The organism is Bacillus sp. HSf4 (genome assembly GCF_029537375.1).
GTDB classification, from domain to species: domain Bacteria; phylum Bacillota; class Bacilli; order Bacillales; family Bacillaceae; genus Bacillus; species Bacillus sonorensis_A.
On record NZ_CP120679.1, the window covers coordinates 1,370,888 to 1,388,672 of the forward strand.

General features: G+C 40.1%; 15 protein-coding genes and 1 tRNA gene. 13 read left to right on the plus strand and 3 right to left on the minus strand.

Annotation, left to right across the window (positions count from 1 at the left end; genetic code table 11):
* The first annotated feature begins 96 nt into the window (after positions 1–96).
* A complete protein-coding gene (locus P3X63_RS07005; RefSeq protein WP_277692897.1) occupies positions 97–531 on the plus strand; it encodes an SMI1/KNR4 family protein in 435 nt (144 codons plus the stop codon).
* 238 nt (positions 532–769) lie between these two features.
* Here P3X63_RS07005 and abnA read toward each other — a convergent pair whose 3' ends face one another.
* The gene (gene abnA / locus P3X63_RS07010) at positions 770–1,708 is read right to left on the minus strand and encodes an arabinan endo-1,5-alpha-L-arabinosidase AbnA (protein WP_277692898.1); all 939 of its coding nucleotides are present in this window, start codon (positions 1,706–1,708) and stop codon (positions 770–772) included.
* A 700-nt stretch (positions 1,709–2,408) separates the two neighbouring features.
* Between abnA and P3X63_RS07015 the strand changes: the two genes are divergently transcribed.
* The 10 genes from P3X63_RS07015 (at position 2,409) to P3X63_RS07060 (ending at position 15,420) form a co-directional block, all read left to right on the plus strand.
* Positions 2,409–4,844: a beta-glucosidase gene (locus P3X63_RS07015; protein WP_277692647.1), complete on the plus strand. Its 2,436-nt coding sequence runs from the start codon at positions 2,409–2,411 to the stop codon at positions 4,842–4,844.
* Entirely contained in the window at positions 4,841–5,734 is an 894-nt protein-coding gene (locus P3X63_RS07020; RefSeq protein ID WP_026586467.1) for a LysR family transcriptional regulator, read from the plus strand. Before P3X63_RS07015 ends, P3X63_RS07020 begins: the two co-directional genes overlap by 4 nt.
* A 234-nt stretch (positions 5,735–5,968) precedes the next feature.
* Positions 5,969–7,129, plus strand: a complete 1,161-nt coding sequence (locus P3X63_RS07025; RefSeq protein ID WP_277692648.1) for a glycoside hydrolase family 3 protein — start codon at positions 5,969–5,971, stop codon at positions 7,127–7,129.
* Positions 7,130–7,171: 42 nt separating this feature from the next.
* Positions 7,172–8,851 carry a glycoside hydrolase family 3 N-terminal domain-containing protein gene (locus P3X63_RS07030; RefSeq protein WP_277692899.1) on the plus strand — a complete coding sequence of 560 codons (1,680 nt, stop codon included), beginning with the start codon at positions 7,172–7,174 and terminating at the stop codon, positions 8,849–8,851.
* A gap of 111 nt (positions 8,852–8,962) precedes the next feature.
* Positions 8,963–10,804: a glycoside hydrolase family 3 protein gene (locus P3X63_RS07035; RefSeq protein ID WP_277692649.1), complete on the plus strand. Its 1,842-nt coding sequence runs from the start codon at positions 8,963–8,965 to the stop codon at positions 10,802–10,804.
* Complete coding sequence (locus P3X63_RS07040) at positions 10,755–11,369, plus strand: fibronectin type III-like domain-contianing protein (RefSeq protein ID WP_277692650.1); 615 nt, start codon at positions 10,755–10,757, stop codon at positions 11,367–11,369. The genes P3X63_RS07035 and P3X63_RS07040 overlap by 50 nt, the downstream gene beginning before the upstream one ends.
* A gap of 42 nt (positions 11,370–11,411) precedes the next feature.
* Positions 11,412–12,032, plus strand: a complete 621-nt coding sequence (locus P3X63_RS07045) for a hypothetical protein (RefSeq protein WP_026586470.1) — start codon at positions 11,412–11,414, stop codon at positions 12,030–12,032.
* A gap of 23 nt (positions 12,033–12,055) precedes the next feature.
* Positions 12,056–13,072 carry a glycosyltransferase family 2 protein gene (locus P3X63_RS07050; protein ID WP_277692651.1) on the plus strand — a complete coding sequence of 339 codons (1,017 nt, stop codon included), beginning with the start codon at positions 12,056–12,058 and terminating at the stop codon, positions 13,070–13,072.
* 97 nt (positions 13,073–13,169) lie between these two features.
* Positions 13,170–14,276, plus strand: coding sequence for a UDP-galactopyranose mutase (gene glf, locus P3X63_RS07055; RefSeq protein ID WP_077737022.1), 1,107 nt, complete (start codon positions 13,170–13,172; stop codon positions 14,274–14,276).
* A 157-nt stretch (positions 14,277–14,433) separates the two neighbouring features.
* Entirely contained in the window at positions 14,434–15,420 is a 987-nt protein-coding gene (locus P3X63_RS07060; RefSeq protein ID WP_051290350.1) for an ROK family glucokinase, read from the plus strand.
* Positions 15,421–15,860: 440 nt separating this feature from the next.
* Here the strand turns inward: P3X63_RS07060 and P3X63_RS07065 are convergent, their stop codons facing one another.
* A complete protein-coding gene (locus P3X63_RS07065; RefSeq protein WP_016886607.1) occupies positions 15,861–15,944 on the minus strand; it encodes a putative holin-like toxin in 84 nt (27 codons plus the stop codon).
* A 209-nt stretch (positions 15,945–16,153) separates the two neighbouring features.
* Positions 16,154–16,226: transfer RNA gene (locus tag P3X63_RS07070), tRNA-Val, on the minus strand.
* A gap of 601 nt (positions 16,227–16,827) precedes the next feature.
* Between P3X63_RS07070 and P3X63_RS07075 the strand changes: the two genes are divergently transcribed.
* Positions 16,828–17,112 carry a hypothetical protein gene (locus tag P3X63_RS07075; protein ID WP_026586558.1) on the plus strand — a complete coding sequence of 95 codons (285 nt, stop codon included), beginning with the start codon at positions 16,828–16,830 and terminating at the stop codon, positions 17,110–17,112.
* A 56-nt stretch (positions 17,113–17,168) separates the two neighbouring features.
* A complete protein-coding gene (locus P3X63_RS07080; RefSeq protein WP_277692652.1) occupies positions 17,169–17,732 on the plus strand; it encodes a sugar O-acetyltransferase in 564 nt (187 codons plus the stop codon).
* Positions 17,733–17,785: the final 53 nt, after the last annotated feature.

Here is a 17,785-nt window from a genome sequence, read left to right on the forward strand (position 1 = left end):
TGGAGGTTGATTATGCAATATGGAGATATCTGTCCGTGATGAGCATCTTTCGGATATTCATGGTAAAGGTGCACCACTCTAAGGAGGTTCATGAGGCTGAACAAATTTAATTTTATAAAAAATAGTCATCATGAGGTTTATGAGCTAAAAGAAAACGATCTAATAAAAGCGGAAGATAGACTTGGTTTTCTATTTCCTAAAGAGCTCAGAGAATTTTATTTAGAGATTGGGTACGGGTTTATAAATGGGAATAATAATGCAATAAACAGATTTTTAGACCTCGCTACTATCGCAGATATTACTTTAAGGGAAGATATTTACGAATTTGACCCTGATTTAGATGGTATATATGAAGATGAAGACAAGCTTGTTTTTTATGAGGTAAATGAAGGTGTATATTTAACGCTTGATTTAAATGATCCCGATAAGTCTCCAGTATTCTTTTTTGATAAAAAAATAGCTGACTCTCTAGAGGAATTTATTAAAAAAGTTGATCAAAATGATCGATATTTTGAAGATATGGCGGATTAAATATTTTTTTGCCTTTCAAGACTTTCTTCCAAAAAGGAAAATGGGGGCACTTTTATGCTCGGTTTTGTTATACGTATATGTAGGATCTGTTGTTTGGTACCTGAATGGCGGCTCTTTTATTCATAACGAGCCCTGGATGATGAATGTAGTGGCATGATCATTTTGAATGAATCGTTTATATAGCTACTGCTAAAATAACAGTAAAAACCAAGCAGAAAACATCTGCTCGGTTTAAAAACTAATACTTCGGCCAGCCTTTGGAATCCCAGTATAAATCATTGATCAGCAGCTTAGGCGCTCCATTGTCAAGCGCATCATAACCATGTCTGACGATGATGTTGCCGTTCACGATATCCGCGCCGCCTGGGCCCTTCCATTGGTCGTTTCCGGAGTCGAGGATTGTGCCTCCGCCTTCCGTCATTTTCTTGCCGCTTTTGTCATAGTAAGGTCCCGTAATTTTTGTTGAGCGGCCGTAAGCGATCTTATACGTGCTGTTCACACCTTGACAGCATTTATCGAACGAAACGAATAAATAATAGTAGCCGTTTTTATATGTGATAGACGGCGCTTCAACCGCTCCGCCATGGCTCGGCCTTGATGCGATGGAATAAACCTTCCCTGTAGGTTTCATCGTTTTTTTATCAAGCTTTGTCAGCTTGATGCCGCTCCAAAACGAGCCGAAGGACAGCCACGGATTTCCTTCTTTATCAATGACTAACTCAGGGTCGATCGCATTATAATTGTTAGCGGTCGTCGTCCGGGTGACAAGTCCGTCATCGCGCCAATTCCCGGAAGAGATTCGGTCTGTTGAAGCCAGTCCGATCGCCGAAGTATTCGAGCCGAACGCGGATACCGCATAATAAAGCCAATAGCGACCATTATAATAGCTGATATCAGGCGCCCATTGGTTTTTTTCATGGTTTGGCACGTACTGTTTCCACCATGATAATGGAGTTGTAAAAATACTTGGTGCTGCGCTCCACGTTTTTCCATCTGTCGATTTAATGACGCGGATTCCATTGCCGATACCAGTACCGAATGTATACCATGTATTTCCTTCTTTAATCATGGAAGGATCATGAATAATGTTGTCTCCTTTTGTATTCCAAAAAGCCGCTGATGTTGGTTCAGTTGCCGAAAAAATAAGCAGAAAAAATAAAATAAAACCAGAAATGATAGACTTAGCCACAATTGTTCTCCTTTCAAATTTCGATGTCCTTTAACAATCGGCCCTCCCTTTTAGAGAAATATTTCCCAACAACACGCATTTTATTTTAGCAGGGGTTCGCCCTCCCTCAATCAGACAAAGGACTTGTTTTTTAGTCCTGAAATAAAACTTAAAAACAAAAAAACAACTGTTGTTAAAAATCAATCAGTCAAATGTTATTTAATTACATAAACGTTACAGGATTAACATAATCGTTTTGGCCTAAGTTTAGAATGTTACGGATGGGGAGGAACTGGAACTTTTCAATTTCTTTGAGGAAAATGCAGGGGAAAACAATTAGAGATCAATTCATAGCCCTCCAGATGCCGGTTGAAGAAACGGCACTGGAACAGTGACCTTCTGCAAATTCAGACTTATTCGCAGGATTTTATATCCTAATGTAGATAAAGATTAAATGATGTGGGGCTTTTGGAAATAGTTCCACTGACATCATGTTGAACTAACTATTTCAGCACCAATACGAAAAAAGGTTATAAGAACATAAATTGAGGTTTTCCAAAAGTCCGTTGACAGACAGAACCACTATAATATTATCAATATATTATCAATAGCTATAAAAAAATATTTTTTGTACAATTATAATAAATCAAAATAATGTGCTGGCACATCTTATGGGGAAATACTGAAAAGATAAGAAGAGGAATCGCGAATGAAATATAGAGAATTAATCCAAGACATGACGTTAGAAGAAAAAGCATCATTAATGTCGGGAAAAGATTTCTGGCAAACTCAGAACATAGATCGTCTAGGTATCAGAAGCATGCTTCTGGCAGACGGCCCCCATGGGATTCGGAAGCAGGCAGTCGGATCAGAACAACCTGGGCTCAATGCCGGGGATCCTGCAACTTGTTTTCCAACAGCTGCAACGATAGCAAATAGTTGGAATGAAGATCTGGCCGAAAAGATGGGGGAGTATCTCGGAAAGGAAGCGGTTACGCAAAATGTGAATGTCTTATTGGGACCTGGTATTAATATAAAGAGAAATCCTTTATGCGGCAGAAACTTTGAATATTTCAGTGAAGATCCGTATCTAGCCGGAAAACTTGCCGCAGGTATGATTAAAGGTATTCAATCACAAGGAATCTCCGCTTGTGTGAAACATTTTGCGGTAAACAACCAAGAAGAAAGACGTATGACGATTGATGCAATTGTCGATGAAAGAACCCTTAGGGAAATCTATCTTACCGCCTTCGAAATTGCGGTCAAAGAAGGTAAGACTAAGTCAATCATGACGTCGTATAATCGGTTAAACGGAACTTACACGAATGAACATTTACATTTAATGCAGGGTATCTTGCGTAGCGAATGGGATTTTAAGGGGGTTGTTGTCACCGATTGGGGAGGAAGCAATGACCGAATTGCAGGATTGATTGCTGGAAATGAGTTGGAAATGCCGACTACTGCAGGAGAGACCGACCGGGAAATTCTCCAAGCAGTCAGAAGCGGTAAGATGAAAGAAGAAGTGTTAGACGAATGTGTTGATCGATTACTAGAGCTTATTTTTACTACAAATGAGGTATTTAATAAACCTCACTCCGAATTTAATGTGGAAAAGCATCACAGGGTTTCGCAGAAGGCTGCCGAAGAATCAATAGTCCTTCTTAAAAATGAAGACCATATCTTACCCATCCGGTTTGGCAGAAAAGTTGCCGTAATTGGGGATTTTGCCAAAGATGCCCGTTACCAGGGAGCAGGGTCATCTATCGTTAATCCAACAATACTGGATCACACTCTCAACTGTTTCGAGGAGTCTGGAATTGTCAGTATCGGCTTTGAAACCGGCTTTGAACGATACGGGAAGAGAGATCAGAAGAAAATCGAAAAAGCATGTGAACTCGCCAAAAAAGCGGATGTTGTTCTTCTGTATATTGGTCTGGATGAAGTGACAGAGGCTGAAGGTTTGGATAGGCATTGTATGAAGATCCCAAAAAACCAGATCGATTTATTGAACGCGTTAAATGAAGTAAATCCGAACATTGTGGCCGTTCTTTCTTGCGGTTCTGTGGTGGAAATGCCATGGATTAATAAAGTAAAAGGCCTTGTACATGGCTATTTAGGCGGACAGGCGGGAGCAAGATCCATCCTTAGAGTGTTGTCAGGTGATGTGAATCCTTCCGGGAAATTGGCTGAAACCTATCCAATTCGCTATGAGGATACACCTTCCTACCATTTTCCAGGAAAGGAAGTGAGCGTTGAATATCGAGAAGGTCCATTTATTGGCTACCGTTATTATGATACAGCTGAGCTTAATGTTCTATTCCCTTTTGGATTTGGGCTTAGTTATACAACCTTTGAGTATTCCGATATTCAGGTTAATCATGAGGGTGTCAGTTTTAAAATAACAAATACCGGGAAAATTGCCGGGATGGAGATTGCACAACTCTATGTGGGGTGCAAATCCAAGGATATTTTCAGACCGAAAAAGGAATTAAAGGGGTTTTCCAAGATTTTCATCAATGCAGGTGAAACAAAAACAGTAACGATCCCTTTTGATGATAAAACATTCCGGTATTTTAATATTAAGACGAATAACTGGGAAATCGAAGAAGCCGAATACGACATTATGGTTGGCGCATCGTGTACCGATATCCGATTAGCGGATACCCTTTTTGTAGAAGGTACAGGCGCGCCTCTTCCATACGACAAGGAGGAACTGCCAACCTATTACTCCGCAAATGTACATAATATCAGTCTGGAAGAATTTGAAACCCTGTTGGGAGGGAAGGCTCCCAACCCGAAATGGGACCGGACAAAACCGTTGGGCTACAACGATACTATAGAACAGTGCCAATATGCAAAAGGGGTTTCAGGAAGACTTATTTATTTTGCGATCATTTTTGTTCATTGGTTTTTCCGAAAAATAGGAAAAAGAAGTATTGCCAATTTGATTATGATGTCATTCTATCACATGCCATTCAGGGGAATTGCCAGAATGACAGGCGGGATCGTAAATATGCCGATGCTGGATGGGATCTTAATGATGGTAAATGGTCGTTTTCTTAAAGGGCTTGTTCATATATTGAAAGAAAGAAGCAAGATGAAAAAGAGCCGTAAGACAGGAAATATAGGGAAGAGAAAATTATGAATAAAGAGGTATTAGAATATTTCATCAAAGTCTATGAAAAGAAAAGTATTACTGCTGCCGCTAAAGACTTATTTATTACCCCACAAGGGCTCAGTAAGACGATTAAACAACTTGAAATGGATTTGGAGGCAAAATTGTTTATTAGAGGGTCGCATGGAATGGAAGCGACAGAATGCGGTGAATTATTGTTTGCCCGAGCTAAACATATCTGTTATTTAATGGATGACTTGGTGAAAGAGATTAGTATAATGAGCGGTAAAGATGGCATATTAAATGTCGTGGTTACCTTCTCAACAACGATAATGGTTCCTGCAGAAATTCTGTTTGCCTTTTCGAATCAGTATCCCGATATCCAGATGAAATTAAGAGAGCTGCCGGATGAATATCCTTTAGGTGACTTGTTTCAAGAAGAAGCAGAAGTAGGCTTAATCATGGGCAGTGAAGAAATTGAAAATTGCGACTGCGATTTGATCGGAACCGGAGAAGTTGTAATCCTTGTTTCTAAAAGGCATCCCCTGGCAGCTAAAGACGTGATCTCCATAACTGATTTACAAAATGAAACGTTAGTGATTAAATCTGTTGAAAAGGGGAAGGAGCACAGCTTGATCGATAAATGTTTGGAACATGGCTTCACTCCGCATATTGTTCATGAGTTTGGAAATATTAAAACGGCTCACTCCCTTTGTGAGGCAAACGGATATGTTGCAGTATCCGTGGACTTTGTTGAAGAGGCGCATCATGACGATAGGCTTAAACTCGTTCGATTGAAGGAAAAAATCCCTCAGAATATTTACCTGGTCAGCAGGAAAAGAGACATAGAATCAAAGTCCGTATCTTTATTCAAAAATTATATAAAGGATTATTGCAAAGATAAAGTTGAGCGGTTTTGATGGGCGAACAGCCAGTTAAAACGGCTTTTTTTTATAATCAACGAAAAGTTTATGCCCCGGAACTTTTCGTTGATATGCACCGTTTGATCTATATGGTAAATTCAAGTAAAGCAATTAATTTAAGCGCGCCCACAATTAAATGCTAAGTATGTAAGCGTATTCAGTTTGAGTAGCTAAATTGACATAGTCCATATAGTCCGCTTACTAAGTTTAATTAAATGGTGGAGGAAAAACATGAAAAAAACGAAAAAAATATCAAAGCCCGCAGCCATTATTTTATATATAGTAAGTGCGGTGCTGATTATAGGGGTTATTGTAGGGGATATTTATGCCAAAAATTATTCGCAGATTATCTCAATCTATTTAAGTCATCCGACCAGCAAAATTGTCACTGATGATAAAGATAAGGAAGACAATGAATATTATAAGAGTTCGTTTGCTTCTGCAGACAAACAGAAAGCTCGCGCAGAAGAGGTAGTGCAGAAACTTGTAGAAGAGGGCATTGTGCTGTTGAAGAATGAAAACAATGCATTGCCGCTTAAGTCTAAGGGAAAAATTACTGTTCTTGGTCAGAACTCAATTGACCTCGTTTATGGAGGCGGCGGTTCCGGTTCTGTTGAAACTGCAAAAGTACCGGATTTGAAGGCTGTGCTTGCACAATCCGGATTCGAAGTCAATAAAACGCTTTGGGATTTCTATCAGACCGGCGCAGGTTCTTCTTATCGAAAGAAAACACCGGACATAGAAGGGAAGGGATCTTTTGAGGTAAATGAAGTTCCGCGGAGTGTGTATACCGATAAGGAAATCAATAGCTTCAAAGATTACAATGACGCTGCACTGGTTGTGATCGGCCGATCCGGTGGAGAGCACTCTGATCTTGCAACCGACAAGCTTTCTACAGGATATCATTATCTTGAAATTGACAACAATGAAAAAGACATGCTTAAGCTTGCAAAAGAAAACTTTGAAACTGTTGTGGTTCTAATCAATTCATCTAACCCTATACAATTAGGCTTTTTAGATGAATATAACATTGATGCTGCTATTTCGGTCGGTGCTCTGGGACAGACCGGTGCATATGCAATCGGTGAGGTATTGAATGGAAGCGTCAATCCATCGGGAAATTTAGTTGATACCTATGCGTATGATGCATTTAGCTCTCCTGCAATGGCTAATTTCGGGAATTACAAAATAGCTAACAGTCAAGTTGATAAGGGCAATTCATACATGGTTTACGGTGAAGGCATTTATGTCGGATATAAGTATTATGAGACTCGATATGAGGATGTAGTCCTAGGTAACGAAAAGGAAATCGATTACAATTATTCCGAGCAGGTTCAGTTCCCATTCGGATATGGTCTTTCATATTCGCAATTTAAGTGGTCCGATTATTGAGTAAAGGAAAAAGATGATAAATATGAAGTTTCTTTAAAAGTGATGAACACGGGTTCTGTTCCGGGAAAAGACGTTGTTCAGATTTATATGCAATCCCCTTATACAAAATATGACAAAGATAACGGCATTGAAAAGGCGTCTGTTGAGTTGGTAGGATTTGCAAAAACTTCGGAAATGAAAGCAGGCAAGTCAGAAACCGTTACGATTGAAGTGGATAAAGAAGAAATGAAAACATACGATGCCAACGGCAAAGGGACATACATTGTGGATGCTGGAGATTATTATTTCACAGCAGGTGAAAACGCACATGATGCCTTGAATAACATACTCGCAGCAAAGGGTAAAACTACTAAAGACGGTATGGATTATGATGGTAATCCGGCATTAGTACAGAATTTTACTGTTGATACTCTTGATTCTACAACTTATGCGGAGTCTGCAGTAACGGGTAATAAAATATCCAATCAGTTTGATGATGTTGACATCAAACATTATGATTCTTCTTTTAAATATCTTTCCAGAAAGGATTGGAAAGGTACATGGCCTTCCACCTATGAGGATGGTTCCTTAACCGCATCAAAGGAATTGCTTGACGATCTTGCCATCTCATACACCGAAGACAAGGATGCTGTCATGCCTGAAACAGGTGTCATTAGTAAAGAATTTGGAGAATTAAATGCTGCCATGTTTATAGGACGTGATTATGACGATAAACTTTGGGATGTCTTGCTGAATCAACTGACTGTTGATGAAATGACTAAACTTGTCAGAATGGGCGGGTATGCCACTGTACCGATTAAATCAATCAACCTACCCGGAACGTCAAATTTGGATGGCCCTGCAGGAATCTCCAATACGCTTGTGGGCGGAAATAAACAGGGGATGGCTTATCCGGCGGAAGTCGTAATGGCTTCGACATGGAATGTGAAACTCATTAAAAAAATGGGAGAATCAGTCGGGGAAGATGGCATTAGAAATGAGGTTGCAGGTTGGTATGCTCCAGGTGTTAACACTCACCGCACCCCATTTGGTGGAAGAAATTTTGAATACTTCTCTGAAGACGGCTTTCTATCAGGTAAGTTAAGTGCAAGTGAAGTTAAAGGTGTTCAATCAAAAGGCACTTTTGTATATATGAAACATTTTGCACTGAATGATCAGGAAACGAATCGTCTAGGCGGCGCCATGTTTGCAAATGAACAGGCGATGCGCGAAATCTATTTAAAACCCTTTGAAACCACTGTCCGTGAAGGAGATGCTCGCGGTGCTATGGCAGCCATGAATAGAATTGGGGCTCGTTGGGCAGGCGGCCATAAAGGCCTTATGACGGAAACTCTTCGAAATGAGTGGGGCTTTAAAGGTACTGTCGTAACCGATCAGGCATCCCTCTCTCACTTCGCCTACCAGGATCTGAGAGAAGGAATTGAAGCTGGAACCAACCTCTGGTTGAACACAGATTCCAAACTGTGGAAGCTGAGTAATGATCAGTTAACTCCTACAGTGGTCAATCATTTAAGAGAATCTGTTCACAATATTCTCTATTCCATTGTCAACAGCAACGCTATGAATGGAATATCTACAAGTTCCAGAATTGTTGAAATTACGCCTTTATGGCAGTACTGGCTGATTGCTGCAAATGTTGTCATTCTACTTGCAGCTCTTGCGATCATTGTATTCGTCACTAGAAAACTGAAAAAGCAGAATAAAGTCAATATTTCAGCCTGAAAACGTTTGAATATAAGTTTCATTAAAAAATAGACTGATGAATTGTACGATCAAAAACAATGTTTCGGCAGTACTTCTGGGTACTGCCGAAACTGCAAAAGAGGAATCGAGATGAAACATAAAGATTTAATTAGAAAGATGACATTAGAAGAAAAAGCATCTTTAATGTCAGGCAAAAATTTTTGGCAAACCCAGAACATCAATCGCCTAGGCATTAATAGTATGTTTCTTGCCGATGGCCCCCATGGAATTCGCAAACAGGCAGCAGCTGCCGACCATTTGGGACTGAATCCCAGTATTCCGGCGACTTGCTTTCCAACGGCTGCAACGATTGCAAATAGCTGGAATGTGGAGCTGGGAGAGAAGATGGGTGAATATCTGGGGGAAGAAGCTGCAGCCCAGAAAGTGAATGTCCTTCTTGGGCCTGGGGTCAACATGAAGAGAAGCCCATTGGCAGGAAGAAACTTTGAGTATTTCAGTGAAGATCCGTATCTGGCCGGAAAACTGGCCGCGGGAATGATTAAAGGTATTCAATCAAAAGGGGTAGCAGCTTGTGTGAAGCACTTTGCGGCAAACAATCAGGAAGAAAGACGTATGGCGATCGATACTATCGTCGATGAAAGGACGCTAAGGGAAATCTATTTGACCGCATTTGAAATCGCTATTAAAGAAGGTAAAGCAAAGACCATGATGTCTTCCTATAATCTGTTAAATGGTGCTTATACGAATGAGAACATCCATTTGATGCGGGATATCCTCCGGGATGAATGGCATTTTCAAGGGGTTGTTGTGACCGATTGGGGCGGAAGCAATGACCGGGTTGCCGGATTACTTGCCGGTAATGAGCTGGAAATGCCATCGACTGCAGGGGAGACCAATGGGGAAATTGTCGAGGCTGTTAAAGGGGGAGAAATTAAGGAAGAAGTTTTGGACGAATGTGTAGACAGATTACTGGAGCTTATTTTTACAACGGAGGCGGTTTTCGAGGCGGAACATAAAGAGATTGATGTGGAAAAGCATCACAGAATGGCGCAAAAGGTTGCAGAAGAGTCGATAGTTCTATTGAAGAACGAGGATCACATATTACCGCTGAAAAAAGGAAAAAGAGTGGCTGTGATCGGAGACTTCGCGGAGGAAGCGCGATACCAAGGCGCCGGCTCCTCTATTATTAATCCTACTAAACTAGACAGAACACTAAATTTTCTAGATCAATCAGGAATTGACAGTATCGGATTCGAACCTGGCTTTGAGCGCTATGGAAAGAAGAATAAGAAAAAAATAAATAAAGCGTGTGACCTTGCAAAAGAGGCTGATATGGTTCTTTTATATATAGGTCTTGATGAAGTAACAGAAGCCGAAGGACTTGATAGACAAAACATGAAGATTCCAGAGAACCAGATTGAGCTATTACATGCATTATATAAAGTAAACGCAAATATTGTTGCCGTTCTGTCTTGCGGTTCCGTGGTGGAAATGCCATGGATTGATAAAGTAAAAGGGTTGGTCCATGGGTATTTAAGTGGGCAGGCTGGTGCTAGTGCCATATTGCGGGTATTGACTGGTGAGGTCAACCCGTCCGGTAAATTGGCGGAAACCTATCCGATTCGCTATGAGGATACGCCTTCCTTTTATCATTTCCCTGGTAAAGAGATTAGCGTTGAATATCGGGAAGGTCCCTATATTGGCTATCGCTATTATGATACGGCGGGTGTGAAGGTTCTCTTTCCATTTGGATATGGGTTGAGCTATACAACATTTGAATACACGGATATTCAGGTTGATATCGAAGGCGTGATGTTTAAAATAACAAATACCGGTCATATCGCCGGAATGGAGATCGCACAACTGTATGTAGCATGTAAATCCAAGGCGATATTCAGACCGAAAAAGGAATTAAAGGGATTTGCAAAAATTACAACCCGGAGAAACCAAAACCGTAACCATTCCTTTTGATGATAAAACCTTCCGCTATTTTAATGTGAAGACAAATAAATGGGAAATTGAACAAGCTGATTATGAAATTTTGATCGGTGCATCAAGTGCAGATATCCGTTTAAGAGACACTATTTTTGTGGAAGGTACAGGTGCCCCCATTCCATATGACAATGAGAAACTTCCTTCCTATTATTCAGGTCATGCAAACAATGTCAGTGAAGAAGAATTTGAAAACTTGCTTGGATATAAAGTTCCTGAATCCAAATGGGATCGAACAAAACGACTGGGGTACAACGATACCATTGCACAGTGCCAGTATGCCAGGGGGGCATTTGGGAAATTGGCGTTTTACTCGATTATCTTTACCCACTGGTTTCTACGAAAAATAGGAAAAAGAAGCACTGCAAATCTCATGATGATGTCTATATATCATTTGCCGTTCAGGGGAATTGCCAGAATGTCAGGAGGAATCGTCAATATGCCAATGGTCGATGGTATCTTGATGATGGTGAATGGCCGATTTTTTAAGGGGGCCAGTCATGTGTTAAAGGAAAGAAAAAAGGTGGTAAAGTCCGCTAAATAAATAACCCCAGCAGAAACAGCGGCAAAGGAGATGTAAAATTGAATGGGTAACACCGATACAAAAAATAAAAAATTAGTTGCAGGAACCGCAGGTTTTTGGAATTCTTATAAAGAAAGGCATCCAAATATTGCCCAATTCCTTTTGTTTTTTATGATAAGTAATGGTGTGACTTTACTGCAGCTTGTTTTGATGCCTATTTTTAAAAGTTTATTCGAACATACGTCATTGGTTTCAATTAGTTTTAAAGTGTTGCAGTTTGGTCATAACTTTGATGGAACGCCTTATTATGTATTTGACTATGCAGCCGGCTCGCTTACCGCAGGCGGCGGGGGCGGGCTTGCCTATTTCCTTGCAGTCCAAATCACAATTGCGATAGCGCAGATTATCAACTTTTTTGTCCAAAGAAATATTACATTTAAATCAAACAGCAACATTTGGAGAGCGGCGTTTTGGTATCTTGTCGCATACATTGTCATCACGATAGGTGCGGCGGCGGCCCAAGGCTTCTATAAAGCGCCGATATATCATATGTTTATGAATACATGGGGCTCAACCGGTGAAACAGCAGCTGATATTATTACAATGATAATTAACAGCGGAATATCTTTTTTGGTATTCTTCCCGATTTTTAAAATTATTTTTAAACAAGAACCTGAAAAATAGGCAAAGAAAAGGTAGTGAATGTAATGAAATTATTATCAGTAGTTATTCCTTGCTATAATTCACAAGAATATATGAGGTATTGCATCGAGTCTCTATTGCCCGGGGGCGATGACGTAGAGCTACTGATAGTTAATGACGGCTCCTCAGATCAAACAGCAGACATTGCCAATGAATATGCAAAAAAATGTCCAACCATCATCAAAGCAATTCATCAGGAAAACGGAGGACATGGAGAAGCCGTAAATACGGGTATCCGAAATGCTTCCGGATACTACTTAAAGGTAGTGGACAGTGATGACTGGGTAGATACTCGGGCATATCTAAAAATACTTGAAAAGATACACGACTTTATAACAAGAGAAAAATCAGTGGATATGATGATTAGCAATTTTGTTTATGAAAAAGAAGGCACAAAATACAAGAAGGTTATGAAATATGAAAATGTCCTGCCGGAAGGAACCATTTTCACTTGGAATGATATAGGGCAATTCCGAAAAGGACAGTATCTTTTAATGCATTCTGTTATTTACAGAACGCAGCTGCTGAAAGAATGCGGTCTTGAACTGCCTAAGCATACGTTTTATGTGGATAATTTATTTGTATACAGACCACTTGAACATGTACAGAAAATCTACTATATCAACGTTGATTTTTATCGGTATTTGATCGGCAGGGAAGACCAGTCGGTGAATGAGCGTGTCATGATTCAAAGGGTTGACCAACAGATTAAAGTTAACAAGCTTATGATAGAACAAGTGAATCTGGAAAACGTGACAAGTCAAAAGCTCCGAGAGTATATGCTTCACCATCTGGAAATCGTTACGATCGTTTCTGCCATTTTATTAATACGTTCAGGAACAGCAGAGAATCTGAAAAAGAAAAAAGAATTATGGGAGTATATTAAAGAGAAGGATATAAATTTTTATTACCATCTCAAATACGGGATTTTGGGTCGGACCATTAACTTACCCGGCCGGATTGGACGAGGGATTTCCGTGTCGGTATACAAAATTTCGCAAAGATTGGTCGGATTTAATTAATTGAAGAATGAAAACAGCTTATAAGAAATAAAAATCATAGAAAGTCATTTTTGTAATAAAAAAAATCAATGAAAAAACTCTTAGGAGATCGACTTTTATGAAACCGAAATATGATTTTTTGATTGTAGGCGCGGGTCTATATGGAGCCGTATTTGCCCACGAAGTAAAAAAAGCCGGAAAATCATGTCTCATAATTGATAAACGCGGCCATATTGCTGGCAATATTTATACGGAGAAAGTGGAAGATATACAGGTGCATAAATATGGGGCCCATATTTTCCATACAAGCAATAAAAAAATCTGGGATTATGTTAACCGGTTTACCGAATTCAACAGATATATCAATAGTCCAATCGCTAATTATCATGGTGAAATTTATAATCTGCCGTTTAACATGAACACGTTTAACAAGATGTGGGGCGTTGTAACACCAGATGAAGCAAAGGAAAAAATCCGACAGCAATGCAAAGACCACTTTGTGGAAGATCCGCAAAACTTGGAAGAACAAGCTATTAATCTCGTTGGACCGGATATTTATGAAAAACTCATTCGCGGATACACCGAAAAGCAGTGGGGGCGTCCATGCACAGAACTTCCTGCCTTTATCATTCGCAGGATACCGGTAAGGTTTACATATGACAATAATTACTTTTACGATACCTATCAGGGAATACCAACTGACGGGTATACGGCTATGGTTGAGCGAATGATAGAAGGAATTGAGGTAAAGCTCCATACAGATTATTTGGAGGATAAAAACTATTGGAACAGTGTTACAGAAAAAGTAGTTTATAGCGGACCTATTGATGCTTATTTTGATTATAAATACGGTGTTTTGGGATACAGAAGCTTGCGGTTTGAAACTGAGGTGTTGGAAATGCCTGACTACCAAGGAAATGCGGTCGTTAATTATACAGACCGAGAAACTCCTTTCACACGTATTATTGAACATAAGCACTTTGAATTTGGAACACAGCCTAAAACCATCATAAGCAAGGAATATGGTATGAAATGGCAAATAGGAGATGAACCTTATTATCCGATCAATGACCGTAAGAACAGTGGATTGTATCAAAAATATAAAGCGTTAACCGAATCAGAAAACAATGTCATCTTCGGCGGCCGTTTAGGTGAATACAAATATTACGATATGGACAAAGTTGTCGGGGTTGCTTTGAGAAAAGTAAGAGAAGTCTTAGGCTAATGTTTCCAGACCGCTCTTTTTGTTAAAGAAGAAGGAATATGTATTCAGTTCCGCTATTGTCGAATGGTGAAAAAAACAAAGCCTGCAACAGATAAATCATAACATCTTAAACTTAATCAAGGAAACGATTGGCTTTGTGAATAAGGAAGGAAAAAAGATGAAAAAATTAATCGGAATTGATTTAGGCGGCACTACCGTAAAATTTGCTATTCTCACGGCAGAAGGGGGGATTCAACAAAAGTGGAGCATGGAAACAGATGTTCAAAATAAAGGGGAGAATATTATTCCCGAGATTATTCATTCCATTAATCACCGGTTAAATTTATACGGTCTGTCGGCTGATGATTTTTTAGGTATCGGTATGGGTTCACCTGGAGCCGTCGATATCGAAAAAGGAACTGTTAGTGGGGCATTTAATTTAGGCTGGAAAACGCTGCAGCCAGTTAAAGAAAAGGTTGAAGCTGGAACCGGAATTCCTTTCTGCATCGATAATGATGCGAATGTCGCCGCATTAGGAGAGCGTTGGAAGGGGGCGGGTGAAGGTTGTGCCAATTTAGTCTTTATTACGCTTGGCACAGGTGTTGGCGGAGGTGTGATTGTTGAAGGCCACTTAATTCATGGAAAAGGGGCTGCAGGAGAAATAGGCCATATGATTGTGGATCATGATGGTTATCCATGTACATGCGGCAATCGCGGTTGTTTGGAAACCGTAGCTAGTGGAACAGGTGTGGTTCGATTAGCGCGGGATTTATCAGAAGAATTTGCTGGTGAATCAAAGCTGAAATGGTTAATTGATGACGGTCAGGAAGTAACGGCTAAGATTGTTTTTGACCAAGCAAAACAAGATGACAAATTAGCACTCATGGCAGTAAATAAATTTTATTTTTACTTAGGATTTGCTTGCGGGAACATCGGGAACTTGTTGAATCCTGATGCAATTGTGATTGGAGGCGGCGTATCCGCTGTAGGAGAAACCCTTCTAAAGGGAATAGAGGAATACTTCCATGAATTTTCCTATCCACATGTCCGAACCAGTACAAAAATTAAACTAGCGCAGTTAGGAAATGATGCAGGAGTCATAGGGGCAGCCTCGTTAGTCAAAACTCGGAAGACTAAGAAAACAATAGCAGGCAAAGCTAAATAACAATGCGGTTACCCTCATTGTTATTTATTTTATGATTCAGAGCTGCAATTGCTGTTGTTTAAAAATCCCCAAAATAAAACGTCAGTTTCGCGAAAAAAACTTTGACGAGATTTTTGGAAATGTTGAAAGAAGGAGCACCTTGCGGGAGAATTCGAATTGGTTTTAAAGGTTTTATTCATGAAACTAGTTTATAGTTGATTTAGTGGGTTAAAATTGCTAATATGAATTTGAATATAGACGATTTATAATCTTCCGCGGCGTGATGCATTTCAAAATGAAAAGCGCGCCAGATGTATTTCTCCTTTAAGAAATGCATAAAATAAAAAAGACCCGACTGCGCCAACAGTCGAGTCGCGTGTACAAAGCGGCCCAACAAGGGCTTGGCTCAGTCATTTTAAAATAGACTTTCCCTATGAACTTTACCAGGGCTCAAGGGAAGTCTATTTTTCTTTCTTCGACAACACGGCAATTAACATGCCAAAAGCAATCATTAGCGAGATTGTTTCGTATGTTGTCATAAGCATCACCCCCTTTCATAGGGGATGAGCCAGCTTCCCTTGAGTGAGCCCAAACTTTGTACAAAGAATATTTTACCATAACTCTTTCAAACACTGAGGCTGTTTTTTGTTAGAATGATGAGGTGGGATAGAGGAGTATTGAAGAAAAAAATTAAACGCAAAAACGGCAGAAAATCCGTTGAATATCAACGTTTTCCTGCCGTTTCGATTCGGTATGATTCCGACTGGGCTCGAACCAGCGACCTCTACCCTGTCAAGGTAGCGCTCTCCCAGCTGAGCTACGGAATCATGGTATGTAACACTGGGTATTTGTCTTACTGACAAGTTCTATTATATGTGGGTTTAATCAATTCGTCAACTGTTTTTTTGATTTTTTTGTTCATCCTTTTAAAAAGCTTAAAATCGTAAGCAAACGGCTGGAACTTTTTCAGCCAGCCGGATTTCCGTAAATGATAATGAAAATAACAAGATACAGCAAGCACCAGAGGGGGAGACGATGTTCATCTTTCCAAATGATTGACACGCTTATCATCCTCTGTTTGGCTATTTTTTTGTTATCAAACTGGTTTGCGAAATCAATGATCAAAAGCGGTTTTCATTCATTTTCATGTTCCTTGTGACGTTGCCAAGTCTATAAATATGTTTTGCGGTTTTGCTTTCTAAGAAAACAGGGCATCCATTCGCGAAAGCAGACGTTTCCTAAATCGGGTCGAAGCAACAGGTCTAAAAAGAATTTTTTTCCTTTTTATCGTTCGTATGATATCTTTATACATAGAGTCTGGAAAACATACAATTTCCGAGGGGATCAATTGTGAGTTTTGGAAGTTGACAAGAAGGTGTCAGCTTTGATGATTGGATGAAAAACAATGCGGAAAAGGATGGATTAAACATGGCAGACAGCCCGTCTACGGTCAAAGGGTTAATTTTTCAAACGCATATCTACAGGTTAAAGGAATTAATGGCAAAAATGCTGGATGGAACAATTTCAAAAGAAGAGCGCCGGGAATTGGTGAGACTTCATGAAGATTGCACCGACATGATGGCCCATCTGTTTGCAGATACAAATTATTCGCTTGAGGGGAAAGAATTGATTCCGGAAGATCAAGCCAGAAAAATAAACGCGCTTTTAAAAAAGCTGTATGACAAGAATGTAAAAGGGTTGTTAGATGAGTAAAAAGAGTCGAAGCCAAGCTCTAAAGATGGTTTTATTTTTGAAAAGAGGGCATAGAGATGAAATCTGAAAAAGAAAAAATGCTGCAAGGAAAGCTTTATCATGCAGCTGATCCAATTCTGGTCAAAGATAGGCAGAACGCCCGCAGAATTACGAACCAGTTCAATCAGCATGCAGAACTGGATGAACATAGAAAGGCGGAGCTGATCAAAGAGCTGTTCGGGTCAACAGGAAGCACGATTCACATCGAACCGTCATTCCGCTGTGATTACGGCTATAACATCCATGTCGGTGAACATTTCTTTGCCAACTTTGACTGTGTATTTCTCGATGTTTGTGAAATCAGAATCGGTGATCACTGTTTAATGGGGCCTGGTGTTCACATCTATACAGCCATGCATCCGCTTGACCCGACTGAAAGAATGAGCGGTGCGGAGTCGGGAAGTCCGGTAGTCATCGGCCATCGCGTATGGATCGGCGGCAGGGCCGTGATCAATCCGGGTGTTACAATCGGTGACAATGCCGTTATTGCTTCCGGTGCGGTCGTGACAAAGGATGTGCCGAATGATGCTGTTGTTGGCGGGAATCCGGCAAGAATCATCAAGAAGATTGACGTTTCATAAGGTTTACGGTCAAAACACCGATGAACTCTTCATTGGTGTTTTATGTGATCGGC